Origin of the sequence: Shewanella sp. S23-S33 (assembly GCF_043359565.1) — a bacterium.
Taxonomy (GTDB): domain Bacteria; phylum Pseudomonadota; class Gammaproteobacteria; order Enterobacterales; family Shewanellaceae; genus Shewanella; species Shewanella oncorhynchi.
Genome location: NZ_JBHFFD010000069.1, coordinates 182,874 through 198,178 on the forward strand (window position 1 = coordinate 182,874; position 15,305 = coordinate 198,178).

Sequence of the window (15,305 nt, forward strand, 5' to 3'; positions counted from 1 at the left end):
ACGAAATGATCGTATAGGTAAGCCGCGCCTGACGCTGATCATCAATGCCATTCAAAATACTAAAATAAAGCCACCCGCTATTTGATTATCTCCCCCGCTTACTGGTTAAATGAACAAAACAAGGAGCACAATTTGCAAACACCGCAGCTGCAGCATTTTTATATTTCTGAAGAGCAATCCATTTACTTGCTCAAAGCCAATGATGCCCGTAAACACAAGGCGTGGATCCGCCTCTGTAAACAACAGCTGAGCAAATTAGGTTATACCGATATCGAATTGGTCGGCAAAGGCGCCTACGGTTTCGTGTTTGCGGGTATCAATCAAGCTGGCGATGCCCATGTGTTTAAGTTTTCACGGATTAATCTGCCACAACACATTCAAGATCGGCTCGAAGAAGAAGCCTTTATGCTCTCCTTACTCAAGCATCCCAATGTGCCGGGGGCGATCAAATTTGAGCGAGTAGGTAAGCAGGGAATACTCGTGATGGAACGGGCAAAAGGGGAAGATCTCGACCAACTTTGCCGCCGCATGGGCGCCTTACCTACCGCTATGGTCATGAGCATCGCCCGCCAACTCGCCGATATCTTGTATTACCTGCGCACGGGCAAGCCTTTAGTGCACGGCGATATCAAACCTTCTAATCTGGTTTACGATATTGAACAACAACACTTATCGTTAATCGATTGGGGCTCAGCGGTATTTGCGCAGCGGGATGAATATAACAAGCCTGTCGAAGACAATGTGATGGCGTTAATGTCGAGCGATCAACAACATACCAACGCCCGCATGGGTGATGTGTACTTTATCGGCGAAGAGCAACTCAATGGAGCACTCTCCAGCCCGCGCTTTGACGAGCAAGGAGTTGCCGCGACTCTGTATGCCCTCGCCTCTGGGCAAGCAAGCCGCTTCGGTGCACAGGTGATCTCGCCCACCAGCATTGGCTTACCGATAGAATTAGCCCGTACCTTAGAAGGCATGCTAAGCACTGATCCGCAGCAGCGCAACATTGCCGGCGATTACTTTTTAAAAAGTATGCGCCACAGCCACAGATTACATTTACCTGAACTGCCCAAAGCTGATTTACAGGGTGAAATTCCTGTTTGGGTACAATCCCGCGACAAAGATGTTGAAACCGTCAGCTACAGTTCGCGCAAATCCTTTTTAAAAGAACACAACGCCCAAGATCCCATCGCTAAGATGGATGATATTCAGCTCGAAAAATATTACCGCAACTTCCTCGCGGGCATGGGCGATACCGAAAAAGGCTTTATCGCCGCAGTGGGTCGTTTAGCGCAATATCCGATCGTGGGTGGTCTGGCTATTCATTGGCAGGAAACCGGCGTGTTTATCGACTCCAATCTTGCGATTTACGATGCAAAGCAAAAAAGTGCGTTAATCATTGCAGTCAACAATATGGTGGATCTTGCACGGGGAATTAAACGTATAGGGGTGTTTAAGGCCTGCTTCTTTAACGCCAAAGACACACTGCATATCGAACGAGCTGACACCAGCGAGCCTTTTGTCGCCAGTGCCGCACTGCAGTTGCCATTCGAAGTCGGTGACGTACCCACCTTAGAAGATAAGTCGCGCTTACATTCTTATTTTGAAGACGGTAAAGATCCCGATGAGAACCTCGAATTACCCCATGAAATCATGGAAGAATTAGCCCGCATCAACCAAATTCACCACACAGGCTGCATCATTTTTGAGGCGCTGCCGAATCACTTAAAAATTCACAGTTACTTGAAGCTGCTCAATCCGCGTAAGCAAGCGGCGTTTCGCGCGAGCCTCGATCGCATCTTGCACCATGTCGGAAAAATACAAGGTCACGGCGTATCGGGCTTTATGAAACTGCCCTACAAAAACACCCGCCGCTTTACTCATCTAGAGCGTAAAGCCGATCACTTTTATCCGAAAAATCCAAAAGAAATAGGCGCCTAATGGCGCCTATGTTCATCGGATTAAATCGGTGATCCCGGCGGTAGGGTTAACGGCTTAGGAATAAGCTTAACCTTAGCATCGGTCAAACCCGCAGCCAGACCCTGTTGCAACCAAATATAGTGCGCCGCAAGACTCACATTCGCTCGATTCGACTTCGCTTTCAATTGCTTAATCACAAACTGAGCGCGATCGTTGATCGCAGCCCTCACCTCTGGTGAGGTTTGAGGATCGTGCAGCGTTGCCAGCACTTCATCAATCACCACAGCGTTCACTCGCATCCATACGCCTTCGACCAGCGCGAGCTTATCCTCTTGATACAAGGTCGCCGCAAATAACTTATCCAATAATGTCGTCACCGATAACTGCTCGCTATCGGCCATGGATGCTTGGCTGACACGATTCAAGCGTTTAGGCATCAATAGCAAGCTCACGGTATGACGGCTAAACACTTCAGCCATACCAAGAGGATCGTTAATAGCACCTAGACCTGAATCGAAGGATTCCCGCGTGACATGATAATTCCCCGCCTTTGGCACTAAACTGTCGAGCAAGGTTTGCGGCACAGTTAAACTCGCCGCATCGAGTGTGTTAAGTAGCGCGTCTAAGCCCGTTAACTGCAACTGCGGCGCAATATAGCTCCAGCGGCTGCCTTCACCAATAGATTGATAGTTATAGTCAGTGCCGCCAATAAACTTAGCGACCGCATCGATTTGATAACGCGTCAGCAAATAAATTGGTGCAAAGGCATCGGCTAGCTCGCCCAGTGGCTCATTGGGTAACAAGGCCGCACTGGAGAAATCCGCAATCGCCTTAGTGCGAATTTTATTTAACTTACCCAGCTGATCGATCGGATCGTCACCACTATCCCACAAACTGGCATAGGCCTGACTCGCATCCTTTTGGCGGGAATCGGCCTCACCGATATAACGTAAGCCACGTTTGGCTACATCGGCCAGCAAGTCGACTTGCAGTGCTTGTTGGGTACGGGCATCACCTTGATCGCTATAACCATAGGCAATAGTAAAATCATCCCAAGGACCAACACCTGTAGTGTAAGGTGCGGAAATATCAATATCATTGCCCTTTAGCTGGATTTTCGGATGGGGATAATCCATCACAGAGGCATCCTGATTGGTCGAAGCGGCAAAGTTATGATCTAGCCCTAAGGTATGGCCGACTTCATGGGCAGCCAGTTGGCGAATACGCGCCAGCGACAAGGCTGTCGCCGCTTTCTCGGCCGCCACTCTATCCTGCCAGCCTGCGGTTAAGCCTTTGGCAATCAAGTAATCCTGACGCACACGCAAACTGCCGAGCGTGACTTGACCCTTAATGATTTCACCGGTGCGTGGATCGGTCAGCGCGGCGCCATAGGACCAACCCCGCGTCGCCCTGTGCACCCATTGGATCATGTTGTAGCGAATATCCTGCGGATCGGCATCTGCCGGTAATAACTCAACTTTAAAGCCGTTGATAAATCCGGCGCGAGTAAAAGCCGTCTCCCACCAGCGCGCGCCATCGAGCAACGCCGACCGTATAGGTTCTGGCACGCCAGAATCGAGATAATAAGTAATAGGTTTAACGACTTCGCTTGGCGCAGGGCCTGGATGCACTTTCTGTAAACGGTGACGTAGGATAAAACGCTGCACTAAAGGTTGGTTAAAGGGCGTGGCATAATCGCGATACTCATCGGACAAATAACCACTCATAGGATGATAAGCCCGCGGCTGATAGTCGGTATCAGGCAGCTCAACAAAGGAATAACGCATCCGCACCGACATTAAGGTGCCATCGGGTGTTACCTGTGCGACCTGCGCGCCAGCAACATCGCCTTTGAACGTCAGTTGCACATCCACATCGGCGTTTTTCTCAAAGGATTTAATCCCTTTGGGTAAGATGACAGAACGGCTCAAATCGAGCTGATAATTGCCCTGCTCTGTTTGTTGCAATACGGAAGACACGCCGTGTAAATCATTGAGCACCAGATCGTTGATCGCTACCAAATCTGGCTTGCCCTCAATCACTTTGCCTTGCCATAACACAGAATCGGCAAAGGCTTCTTCAACCGCTCTTTGCTCGGCGGCATCAGAGGTATTCGCACGATATTGAGTATTGAGTTGCTTGAGTAAAACATAGGGACCTTGGCGCTCAAGCTGCACCATACGGGTCTGACCCAGTTGGCCGCGATCGAGACCAATGTCGTTTGAGCCTACGCCCTGTGGCAGGCTAGTAACTAAGATAAAAGGTTGATTTAAACGATTGACCTCAAGATATAACTCTCCCTCAGACTCCTCGTAATAGAGATTAAGAAACCCTTTCGCCTCTTGGCCCTGCTTAATGATCTTGGCGCTAGGCGCCGCTGCCGCGACCGTAACGGTGGAAAATCCTAACAGCGTTATAAATAAGGCTAAGGCTACACTTTGGGGTTTCATCTTTCCTCCTGATTCGGCTGGCTGCGTTATTTACCTTATAAGTCATTGGCATCTTTGATAACTGCTTATCTCAAGCGATTGATTTAAAGTAAATAATGCGAGGCCATCACTGGCCCCGAGCAAATAAATTAACGATTCTGATGCTGGTTCTTGTGTTTGATCCAGTGATTTAATGTTTCAAATAATTCGTTGAGCACTATGGGTTTAGTGATGTGGGCATTCATCCCTGCTGCTAAACTCTTTTCCCTGTCGCCCGACATGGCATGGGCTGTCATGGCAATGATAGGCAGTTCATCGGCACTAAAACGCTCACGCAATGCCCTTGCGGCCGTTAACCCGTCCATCACTGGCATTTGAATATCCATCAACACGGCATCAAACGGCCGCGAGTCGATGGTATCCAGCGCCACTTGACCATTGTCGGCCAGCACCACTTCGTAGCCAGCGCTCTTAAGGAGTTCAGTGGCCACTTGCTGGTTGATAAAGTTATCCTCCACCAGCAGCACTAAACCTGTGTGCTCCCCTTCCTCAACTTGAACTTCAACCATAGGCTGAACCACATTCAATCTCGGTTCATCGGCAAAGGCGGCAATGATCTCATCGAACAGACTCGATGCCTTGAAGGGTTTTTGCAGTACGGCAAACACATTGGCACTATCGACTTCATGCTGCAAGGGCTCTGCCGCATAGGCCGTCATCATGATAATCACAGGCCGTTTCGCTAAGCGGCCTTCGGCGACCATAGTATCTATGGCACTGACCACATCGCTACCGTCCATTTCTGGCATCATCCAGTCGAGCAATAACAGATCGATTGCTGCCCGCGACAGTTTGTAAAGCGCTTCGGCACCACTGGCGGCGGTATCAACGTCGAAGTGGAAATCTCGCATCAAGGTCGAATAAATTTGCAGTGCCGTCGGGTTATCGTCAACGACTAAGGTGCGTAGACTATTAAGTTTTTCCGGCACGACCAAAGGCTCAATCTTAGCGGCTTCTGCAATTTCAAAACTGATGGTGAAGCTAAAGGTACTACCGACCCCAAGCTCACTCTGCACTTGCATCTTGCCGCCCATCATAGACACCAGATGCTTACTGATCGACAAACCTAAGCCAGTGCCACCGTATTTACGAGTGGTCGAACCGTCGGCTTGGGCGAAGGCATCAAACAGCTTATCCTGTTGATCTTTACCTATGCCGATCCCCGTATCGCGCACCCAGAACTTCAAGGTAATCCGATGATCCCGCTCGCCGACATCTTCACAGCCGAGCTCAATCTCGCCAGATTGGGTAAATTTCACCGCATTCGATAACAGGTTAATCAGCACTTGGCCTAAACGTAGCGGATCGCCCTTAAGAATGAGTCCCGCCGTCACAGGGGCATATAAGAGTAACTCGACGCCTTGTTCCTGTGCCTTAAGCGCATTGAGATCCAGAGCGTGATCGAGCACTTTATCCAGCGGGAATGGCACCCGCTCAAGCTCCAACTTACCCGCCTCAATTTTAGAGAAGTCGAGAATATCGTTGATGATCCTCAGCAGCGATTGTGCCGAGAAACCAGCTTTTTCGAGGTAATCTTTCTGCTGCGCCGTTAACGAGGTGCGCTGTGCCAACTGCAACATACCGATAATGGCGTTCATCGGCGTGCGGATCTCATGGCTCATGTTGGCCAAGAATTCACTCTTGTAGAGGTTAGCGAGTTCGGCGTCTTGCTTGGCTTCCAAAAGCGCCACTTCGTTACTCTTATGGCGGGTAATATCCTTATGGGTACCAAGCATACGTTTGGGCTGACCTTCGGCGGTGAACTCCACCACACGACCACGGGATAACACCCAGTGATAGCCGCCATTTTTACCTAACATACGGAATTCAATTTCGAAAGCACCGACGGGATCAGCAAGATACTGAGCACGGTATTCCTCGACGCGAATACGATCGTCGGGGTGGGATAATTCATCAATCGTTGATACTAAAGCTGGGAATTCATTGGTTTTATAACCCAACATAGAATAATAGGCTGGGTTACAAATAATCTGTTCAGAGTCTAAATACCAGTCCCACAGGCCATCTTCCACCGCATCCATAGCTAAGTGATAACGCTCTTCGGACAGGCGTAATTGTTCGGCGGATTCGTATTCCCGCGTCACATCACGCCACACGGCAATCAATCCCTGCAGTTCGCCGCGGCGATTGTAGAAAGGCAGTTTGAGGGTATCGAGCAACACAGGTTTGCCCGCAAGCTCGACCTTTTCTTGGTAGCGCAGCGGCGTGCGATCTTTTAAGACTTGTTCGTCTTCGGCGCGGATACGTATGCCCATTTCAGGCGAGGTCAGATCCTCAGATGATAAACCTATCATCTCGCTCTCTGTGTAACCCAGCATGCGTTCAGCCGCCTTGTTACAACCTAAATAGTTGCCTTCTTTATCTTTAAAGACAATCGCTTCAGGAATCGAGTCAAGCAGGGATCGCAGTAGCGCATATTCGCGCTCACGCCGCTCTGTGGTGTCTTTTAAGCGCTCGGTACGCCGTGCCACTAGCTTATCGAGCCGCTTATTCTGCTCAGCCAGATGGTGGGTATATTGTTTATTTTCCTCAAAGATCCGACTCACTAGCAAGAACCAAGGTTCCCAGCCGCGGGTGATTTTCTCTGGTGGTTTACGCGGCTCTTGGGAGCAGCCCTCAAGGTGCGACAGTAGTCGCGAGGCTGGACTCACAAAAGATCGACGCGTCTGCCAATGCACTATGGTCACCAACACCGACAGGGCGATAACCACTAAAATAAAGGTCAGCTGCAGTTTTTCCCACGAGTCTTGGAATAGGTCGTCTTCATCCTGCAAATACAGTAAACGCCAAGGCGCGTTATGCAGGGCAACCGAGTGAATGTAATAGCCGTTACGAATGATGCCATCGTGGGCATCGAACAATTCCGACTCAGGTAAAGAATGCAGCTCAGAGGGAATACGTTGGCTGATGTGATAGACACGATTGATATCTGAGCTATCAAAATCGCTGTGGGATAAAATATTGTTCTGTTGGTCGAGCAAAATCACTGTGCCCGGCATCTTAAAGTAAACCCGAATTTGCCGCGCTAACGAGGCAAGCGTCATGTCTAAGTTGATTGAGCCAATGAACTCATCATCCAAATAAATGGGCACACCTAAAGTGGTCAATAAGCCTTTGCCCGTGGAGTCAACATAGGCTTCACTCCAAAATACACTGCGCTGCGGGTTCATTGCTGGGGTGGCGTATTGGAACTGTTTCTTGTTGAGTAATTCGTCCCTAAAACGTTGATCGTCATTCGACCAAGGGAAATAGGACATGATCCTACGTTTCGACAGGTAATAAATCGCCGAGGCTTTCGGGGCGGCTTCTTTGGCGACGGGGAATGACAGTGACAGCTCAAACAACATCTCAAGCTCTTGATAGAACTTGTCATCGCGGCCGTCGAGAGAACCCGCACCAGTAATCCTACCCATGTTGGTAAAAGGCTCACCGCTCTGGGCGTAGCTAGGTTCTAAGGTAAAATACTGGCCGCTTTCGTTGAATTTACCGTATTGGGGTAAGCGTTCTTTACGCACGAGTTCGCCCAAACGTAAATGATCCACAGCAACGTTGCGTAAGCTTTTTACCGCTCTAATGCTCGACTCAAGTAGCAAATCGATTTGCAATACATGGCGCTGAACCTGCTCTTCACGCTGTTCCATCTGCTGTGCTTTTTGGCGGTCGAAAAACATCCATGCGGTCAACAAAGACATGACGATAACGCCGATGTACGTATAAAAAACGGCACGGTTGTAGTTCTTCTGGATCGGCGATTTTAGTTGGAGATCCGGCTCACTCGATTTCATCCACTACCCTTGATTGCAGCGCTTAATTTCAGCCTACGGCGGCAAAAACTATGAGCTCCATATAGTAGCAGGAAGGAACTGCCAATCACATAAAATAATTGTCAGATAAAGCCTACTCATACCACTGATAAGTCGATTAAAAATCTACTACTCCATAAAATTAAGGCCTCCATATCTGAGGCCTTAGTCATTACCCTAAATTAAACTGACCTGCTTTACAGATGCTCTTCAGCGTATTCCGCTAAGCGTGAACGCACCACGCCATTCAGATACACGTTGGCACTGCCTTCAAAGTCTTTAAAACGTTCGACAATATAGGTTAAACCTGAGGTAACAGCAGTTAAGTAGTTAGAGTCGATTTGCGCTAAGTTACCGCAACAAATCAGTTTTGTGCCTTCGCCCATACGGGTGATCATGGTTTTGATCTGCGAAGCAGTGAGGTTTTGGCATTCATCTAATAACACTATGGAGTTTTGGATCGAACGCCCGCGCATAAAGTTTATCGACTTAAACTGAATGTTAGCCTTCTCCATGATGTAATTCATGCTGCCCGTAGGATTCACATCATTCTTATGCAGCACTTCGAGCGTGTCGGTAATCGCGGCCAGCCACGGCATCATCTTCTCCTCTTCCGTGCCGGGCAAGAAGCCGATAGATTCGGCGATTTCTGGGGTGTTACGGGTGACAATCACTTTGTCGTAGCGATTACGCTCGACCACCAGTTCCAACGCCGCAGCCATGGCGAGCAAGGTTTTACCGCAACCCGCTGGACCGGTTAAGATCACCAGATCGATATCGGGATCGAGCAGCGCCTGCAATGCCATGCCTTGATAGACGTTTTTAGGTTTAACACCCCATGCCTCGAGGTTTTTCACCCGCTCACGGCCTAAATCTAAAATATGTAAATGGGTGTCTGTGCGCTCGATAACACGACCGCAAAAATCAGACTCTGTGTCGATAAGATATTGGTTAATATAAAAATTATCATTTTCGAGGTCTTTGAGCGGTACTTCATGCACTGTATGTCTACCGTGGCGCTCGGTGGAGACCTTGTTCAAGTGCTCCCAAAAATTACCTTCGAACTGGTAAAAGCCTTTACTGAGGAAGCGGATATCATCGATCAACTGGTCAGTTCGATAATCCTCAACCAATTGAATACCTGCACCTTTGGCTTTAAGGCGCATATTGATATCTTTGGTGACTAAGACAACGGTACGGGGATGATGTAGGTTTTGTAGATGTAGCGCGGTATTGATAATGCGATTGTCGTTTCCATCTCCTGGCAGTGCGCCTAAGGTAAAATCGACAAGGTGATCAGGGAAAATTGAGAGCGAACCGACGGCATCGGCATGACCCTCTCGGCTGGGTAAAGGGACGCCATTGATAATCTGCTCAGGGGTAGTTTCACCGCCTAGGGTATCTTCCAATGCCCTAATAGCAACCCTAGCATCACGACTCACATCACTCTTTCGATCTTTAATCTGGTCCAACTCTTCTAGCACTGTCATCGGAATGACCACATCGTGCTCTTTAAACGAATAGATCGCCAAAGGTTCATGTAGTAACACATTGGTATCCAGTACAAACAACTTTCTGTCGTCTTGTTCCATGGCGCCTCCAGAGTGCTTCATTAAAGTTTAAACACACTTTTGAGTCTCAATAAAAGTTACACGGCTCCTATTACTGGCTAAGCATATGACAAAGAATGATCATAAGGTTCAAGTTGATAGCACTTTACTCGCACTTAAACCTTAAGTTGATATTGGCACCAAACTCACAAGATAACAATACAGCAACCATTGTTTACCTTACAGACTCGAAGCAGTGTATAACCGCGGATGTGACATTAGCGTGACAGTTTCATGTACTGCCACGACAATTTTGTCGCTTGTACAATTTGTAATCTAGCACTCTGGGAATTAGGCTCTAACGGGTGAGAGGGCGATTTAAATATCACGAGTATTGGTATAACATACGCGCCCTTTGTTAGAGTCCGCCTAGAAATGAGAATTTAAGATGCCGTTCGCCTTAGGTCAACGTTGGATAAGTGATACCGAGTCAGAGCTTGGTTTAGGAACTGTGGTTCAAGTAGAAGGCCGTATGGTCACTGTTTTATTCCCTGCCACGGGTGAGAATCGCATGTTCTCCCGAGCAGAAGCCCCTCTGACACGCGTTATATACAATCCCGGCGATTCGGTTGAAAGCCATGAAGGCTGGAGCCTTGCGGTCAGTGAATTGACCGAGAAAGACGGGATAGTGATATATCACGGCATTCACAGTGAGACAGGCGAGCAAGCTACACTGCGTGAAACCCTGCTGAACCACAATATTCGTTTCAACAAACCCCAAGACCGTTTATTTGCTGGCCAAATCGATCGCCTCGACCGTTTTGGTGTGCGCTATCAATGCCAAATGTTGCGCCACAAACTGGCCTCATCGGATTTGCTGGGTCTGCAAGGTCCACGTGTTGGACTTATTCCGCATCAAATGTGGATTGCCCATGAAGTCGGCCGTCGCTATGCACCGCGTGTACTGTTAGCCGATGAAGTGGGTTTAGGTAAAACCATTGAAGCGGGTCTGATTATTCACCAACAACTGCTGACCGGCCGCGCCGAACGCATTCTGATTATCGTGCCCGATACTCTGCGCCATCAGTGGTTAGTGGAAATGCTGCGCCGCTTTAATCTGCGCTTTTCGGTATTCGATGAAGACCGTTGTGTGGAAGCCTATGCCGATCATGACAATCCTTTCTATACAGAACAGTTAGTGATTTGTTCACTCGAATTACTGCGTAAGAAAAAACGTCTTGATCAAGCCCTAGATGCCGATTGGGATCTGTTAGTCGTTGACGAAGCGCACCACTTAGAATGGACTGAAGAAGCGCCAAGCCGCGCCTATCAAGTGGTTGAAGCATTAAGCGAAGTCATCCCAGGCGTTTTGCTGTTAACCGCAACGCCCGATCAACTCGGCCATGAGAGTCACTTCGCCCGTTTGCGTCTGCTCGATCCGGATCGTTTCTACGATTACGATGCTTTCTTATCTGAAGAAGACAGTTATAAAGACGTCGCCATTGCCGCCGAAGCCTTAGCTGGCAACGCTAAATTACCCGATGCCGCCATCAACAGCTTGACCGAATTACTGGGCGAGAAAGACATCAGCCCAAGTATTCGTTTAATCCAAGCCGAAGGTATTGATGCCGAAGTACAACAGGCCGCCCGCAGCGAATTACTGCAAGAATTACTTGACCGTCACGGTACTGGCCGCGTGTTATACCGAAACAGCCGCGCCTCAGTAAAAGGCTTTCCAAAGCGTTTCTTTAACGCTTATCCCCATGCCATGCCAGATCAATATCAAACTGCCGCACGCGTCAGCGGCATGATGGGCGGACACAAGTCATTAGAGGCGAAAGCGGCGCAAGCCCTAAGCCCTGAAAAACTGTATCAAGAATTTGAAGATAACAGCGCCAGTTGGTGGAAGTTCGATCCCCGTGTGGATTGGTTAATCGAGTTCTTAAAATCCCACCGTAGCAAAAAAGTGCTGATCATCGCTAGCCAAGCGGAAACGGCCCTGAGCTTAGAAGAAGCCCTGCGCACCCGCGAAGGGATTCAAGCAACGGTATTCCACGAAGGCATGTCGATTATCGAGCGCGATAAAGCCGGCGCTTACTTTGCCCAAGAGGAAGGCGGCGCACAGGCGCTGATCTGTTCTGAAATTGGCTCTGAAGGCCGTAACTTCCAGTTTGCCAGCCACTTAGTGCTGTTCGATCTGCCGCTAAACCCCGATCTATTGGAACAGCGAATCGGTCGTTTAGACCGTATCGGCCAGAAAAATGATATCCAAATTCACTTGCCATACCTTGAAGATACCGCCCAAGAACGTTTGATGCAGTGGTATCACCAAGGGCTAAATGCCTTTGAACTCACTTGCCCGAGTGGCCATGTGCTTTACAGTGAATTTGCCGAAGATCTGCTAAACGTGCTTGTGGGTGACGACAGCGACGAGCTGACAAACCTGCTCAATCACACCCAGAGCCGTTATAAAGAACTCAAGCACGCCATGGAGCAAGGCCGCGACAAGCTGCTGGAAATCAACTCACACGGCGGCGATAAGGCACAGGCAATCGTCAACCGCCTTGCCCAAAGTGACGGTGATACTCATTTAATCGGCTCAGTGATCCGTCTGTGGGATATTATCGGTGTTGATCAAGAAGATAAGGGTGAAAACTCGATTATTCTGCGCCCGAGTGAGCACATGATGTTCCCAACTTATCCTGGCTTGCCAGAAGATGGCGTAACAGTGACCTTTGATCGTGACACAGCGTTATCACGCGATGATATTGCGCTGATCACCCAAGAACATCCGCTGGTGCAAACAGGACTCGATCTAATCACTGGTTCTGAAACTGGCACCACCAGCGTCGCAATTCTAAAGAATAAAGCCCTGCCAGCAGGCACCTTATTCTTAGAACTCATCTACATGGCCGATGCTTCAGCACCTAAGTCGAGCCAGCTGTACCGTTATTTACCGCCTACCCCCATTCGCGTGCTGCTGGATAAAAACGGTAACGACCTGTCGGCTAAAGTTGATTACGCCAGTTTCGATAAGCAATTAAGCGCGGTGAATCGTCACATTGGCGGCAAGTTAGTCACGGCATCTCAGCCTATTTTGCATCCGCTATTTGCTAAGGGTGAAGAATATGCTCAAGTGGTTGTCGATGAAATGGTCGCCCAAGCCAGAGAGAAAATGACTCAGCAACTGAGTGCAGAGCTTGATCGTTTAGAGTCACTCAAGGCGGTGAACCCCAATATCCGTGAGGAAGAATTGGAATACCTGCGCAATCAGATGCAAGAGTTAAACACTTATCTAGATGCCAGCCAGTTACAACTCGATGCGATCCGTATGGTGCTCGTCAGCCACGTATAGACCCTAGCGGAACAGCAGGTTTCAATCAATTAGCCCAGCCTCAGCGTTGGGCTTTTTTATGCCCTGTGGCTTTCGATTCCAAGTAGCCTTTTATACTAAATGACAGGTGTAATTCTTTGGCGAGGAAAATTCACTTTTTGGTAATTGTTCAGGTTATACTCAAACACTGATGAATTTATGAGACTACACAGGTGGTTATCAATTCTATGCCGCGCATTCTTTCACTCCTCTTTTGCCTCATTCTCGGCATCACAACCATCGCTACCCACGCGGCAGACACTACAACAACTCCGCCAACATCTGCGCCAGCCGAAATCAGTGCCAAAAAGTCGAATAACAGCTATCTACCCACAAATGAAATTAAACAAATCACGATTGATAATCAGCCCTACGATTTGTTAGTGCGACCATGGGAAGGTAAAAAGAAACTTGGTGCGGCGATAATCCTGCCTGCCACCAATGGTACCGCAGACGCGCCTGGATTGATGGCGTTTGTACGCCGCAATATCAATCCTGCCGGTTGGGCCAGCTTAAGTTTAACTCCGCCAACTGAAATGCCCGCAGCTAACTTTGCTACCGCCGCCACTGAAGTGACCTCGCCTGGCGCCGCGCAATTAAGCTCACCGTCCAACAAACCAAGCCCTAAAATCAAGCCCGAAGATAACAGCAAGCACCAGCAAGAGCAGGAAGATTTTCTCGTCAAAAGCATGTCGCAGTTAGATGCCGTCGGTGCAGATTATGCGGGAAAACGTATTTTGATCACCGCCGACCAAAGTGCAGGATTATTGATTAGCCTATTAAGCCAGAAGAAGATTGCAGACCCTGATGTGCTGATCGTCATTAATCCCTATCGAGAAGACGAACAGCGTAATCAAGCACTCGCGGAGCAACTGGCAAAACTCACGCTGCCCATTTTAGATATTCAATCGCCAGACGGTCACCCAGCCTCATTGGAGACGGCCGACAATCGCAAAAAACTCGCGGTGACCTTAGAAAGCCCTAACTATCGCCAAACTACCCTAGCGCTCAATTTAGATAACGAGAGCGCATGGCAGAATTGCTTAAATGCGATTAAAGGCTTTTCTGCCCGAATGAGCGGCACGCAGTAAAAACGGCGATTCAAGCTAATTCAGACAAAATAGCATTACCAACCCGATTGGCGATCCCGATAGGGTTTCTGCGGATCTTTCAGCTGACGCGTCGCCGCTATCTTGCTATTTTTGCCTAACAATAACCGAATCTGACTAATAGACTCGCGGCACAGTAGACTACGGATAGAAGCAGTCCAACTGCGATTAATGCTAAGTTTGATGGCCGCAGCCGCATCCGGTGAGGTTTGCATCAGTTGCCGCGCCAATTGCTCAGCGGCTTCCATGGGCGTCTCACTCACTTGTGTCACGAGTCCTAAGGCCAGCGCTTCATGACTCTCAAGCACTTTTGCCGTCAGGCTAAGTAACATGGCTTGATCCTTAGGCATAATTTGCCTTAATGCGACTAAACCCGCCATATCTGGCACGAGTCCCCATTTCGCTTCCATGATAGATAACTTACTGTCGTGGCTAGCAATACGCACATCTGCGCCTAAAGCAATCTGCATTCCGCCGCCATAGCAACAGCCCTCAAGCACGGCAATCACTGGCACAGGCAAGGTTTGCCAACCTAGTGACACCCGCTGTGCCAAATTCGCATTCCCCGGTAAACCCTTAAACAGTAACTTAACTGCCTGCATCGGTGCCGACATGACGCTTTTAACATCAAGCCCTGAGCTAAAATGCCCACCCGCTCCCGAGAGGATCACGGCTCGCACCGCACGATTGGATTTAATACTTTTAATCGCGCAGTCAAGCTCACTAAACATTAAATAGTTAATAGCATTCATTTTTTCAGGACGATTAAGCAACACATAGGCGATGCCATCATCGATTTTAACTTGTACACTTTGGCCACTCATGAAATATTCCGTTACTGGTCAGTCCAGAATAAATGTTAACACGTTTGGCATAATTCACTAAAAGATATAACATGAGCCTGTTTTTTGACTTGAGTCAAAATATTGCCAATTCCATCATGGATTGAAGGCAACTTATGTTAGGCTGTCATCACTACGTGCAGTAATCCTAATGTATTTTTCGATTAGATAGCCTTAGCAAGCTCAATAATTAAGCGT

Annotated in this window: 7 protein-coding genes; 3 read left to right on the forward strand and 4 right to left on the reverse strand. The window is 48.6% G+C overall.

Features of this window, described 5'->3' with window-relative positions:
- Positions 1-132 precede the first annotated feature (132 nt).
- Positions 133-1,941, forward strand: a complete 1,809-nt coding sequence (locus tag ACHA99_RS19785; protein WP_173496264.1) for a protein kinase — start codon at positions 133-135, stop codon at positions 1,939-1,941.
- Positions 1,942-1,961: 20 nt separating this feature from the next.
- Here the strand turns inward: ACHA99_RS19785 and ACHA99_RS19790 are convergent, their stop codons facing one another.
- From ACHA99_RS19790 to ACHA99_RS19800, 3 genes are all read right to left on the reverse strand, one after another.
- Positions 1,962-4,370: a zinc-dependent metalloprotease gene (locus ACHA99_RS19790; protein WP_393944537.1), complete on the reverse strand. Its 2,409-nt coding sequence runs from the start codon at positions 4,368-4,370 to the stop codon at positions 1,962-1,964.
- Positions 4,371-4,498: 128 nt separating this feature from the next.
- Positions 4,499-8,215 (reverse strand): response regulator, encoded by a 3,717-nt coding sequence (locus ACHA99_RS19795; RefSeq protein ID WP_393944539.1) that lies wholly within the window; start codon positions 8,213-8,215, stop codon positions 4,499-4,501.
- 215 nt (positions 8,216-8,430) lie between these two features.
- Entirely contained in the window at positions 8,431-9,825 is a 1,395-nt protein-coding gene (locus ACHA99_RS19800) for a PhoH family protein (protein ID WP_105250289.1), read from the reverse strand.
- A gap of 406 nt (positions 9,826-10,231) precedes the next feature.
- On the opposite strand from ACHA99_RS19800, the gene rapA reads away from it, so the two are divergent.
- Both rapA and ACHA99_RS19810 read left to right on the forward strand, forming a co-directional pair.
- The gene (gene rapA / locus ACHA99_RS19805; protein WP_393944541.1) at positions 10,232-13,138 is read left to right on the forward strand and encodes an RNA polymerase-associated protein RapA; all 2,907 of its coding nucleotides are present in this window, start codon (positions 10,232-10,234) and stop codon (positions 13,136-13,138) included.
- Positions 13,139-13,344: 206 nt separating this feature from the next.
- Positions 13,345-14,247 (forward strand): DUF3530 family protein, encoded by a 903-nt coding sequence (locus ACHA99_RS19810; protein ID WP_393944543.1) that lies wholly within the window; start codon positions 13,345-13,347, stop codon positions 14,245-14,247.
- 35 nt (positions 14,248-14,282) lie between these two features.
- Here ACHA99_RS19810 and ACHA99_RS19815 read toward each other — a convergent pair whose 3' ends face one another.
- Entirely contained in the window at positions 14,283-15,089 is an 807-nt protein-coding gene (locus ACHA99_RS19815; RefSeq protein WP_131523955.1) for a crotonase/enoyl-CoA hydratase family protein, read from the reverse strand.
- Positions 15,090-15,305 lie beyond the last annotated feature (216 nt).

Excerpts from the sequence above, each read along its gene's own strand:
- ACHA99_RS19790 (WP_393944537.1), bottom strand. The coding sequence starts at position 4,370 with ATGAAACCCCAAAGTGTAGCCTTAGCCTTATTTATAACGCTGTTAGGA.
- ACHA99_RS19795 (WP_393944539.1), bottom strand. The coding sequence starts at position 8,215 with ATGAAATCGAGTGAGCCGGATCTCCAACTAAAATCGCCGATCCAGAAG.
- ACHA99_RS19800 (WP_105250289.1), bottom strand. The coding sequence starts at position 9,825 with ATGGAACAAGACGACAGAAAGTTGTTTGTACTGGATACCAATGTGTTA.
- rapA (WP_393944541.1), top strand. The coding sequence starts at position 10,232 with ATGCCGTTCGCCTTAGGTCAACGTTGGATAAGTGATACCGAGTCAGAG.
- ACHA99_RS19810 (WP_393944543.1), top strand. The coding sequence starts at position 13,345 with ATGCCGCGCATTCTTTCACTCCTCTTTTGCCTCATTCTCGGCATCACA.
- ACHA99_RS19815 (WP_131523955.1), bottom strand. The coding sequence starts at position 15,089 with ATGAGTGGCCAAAGTGTACAAGTTAAAATCGATGATGGCATCGCCTAT.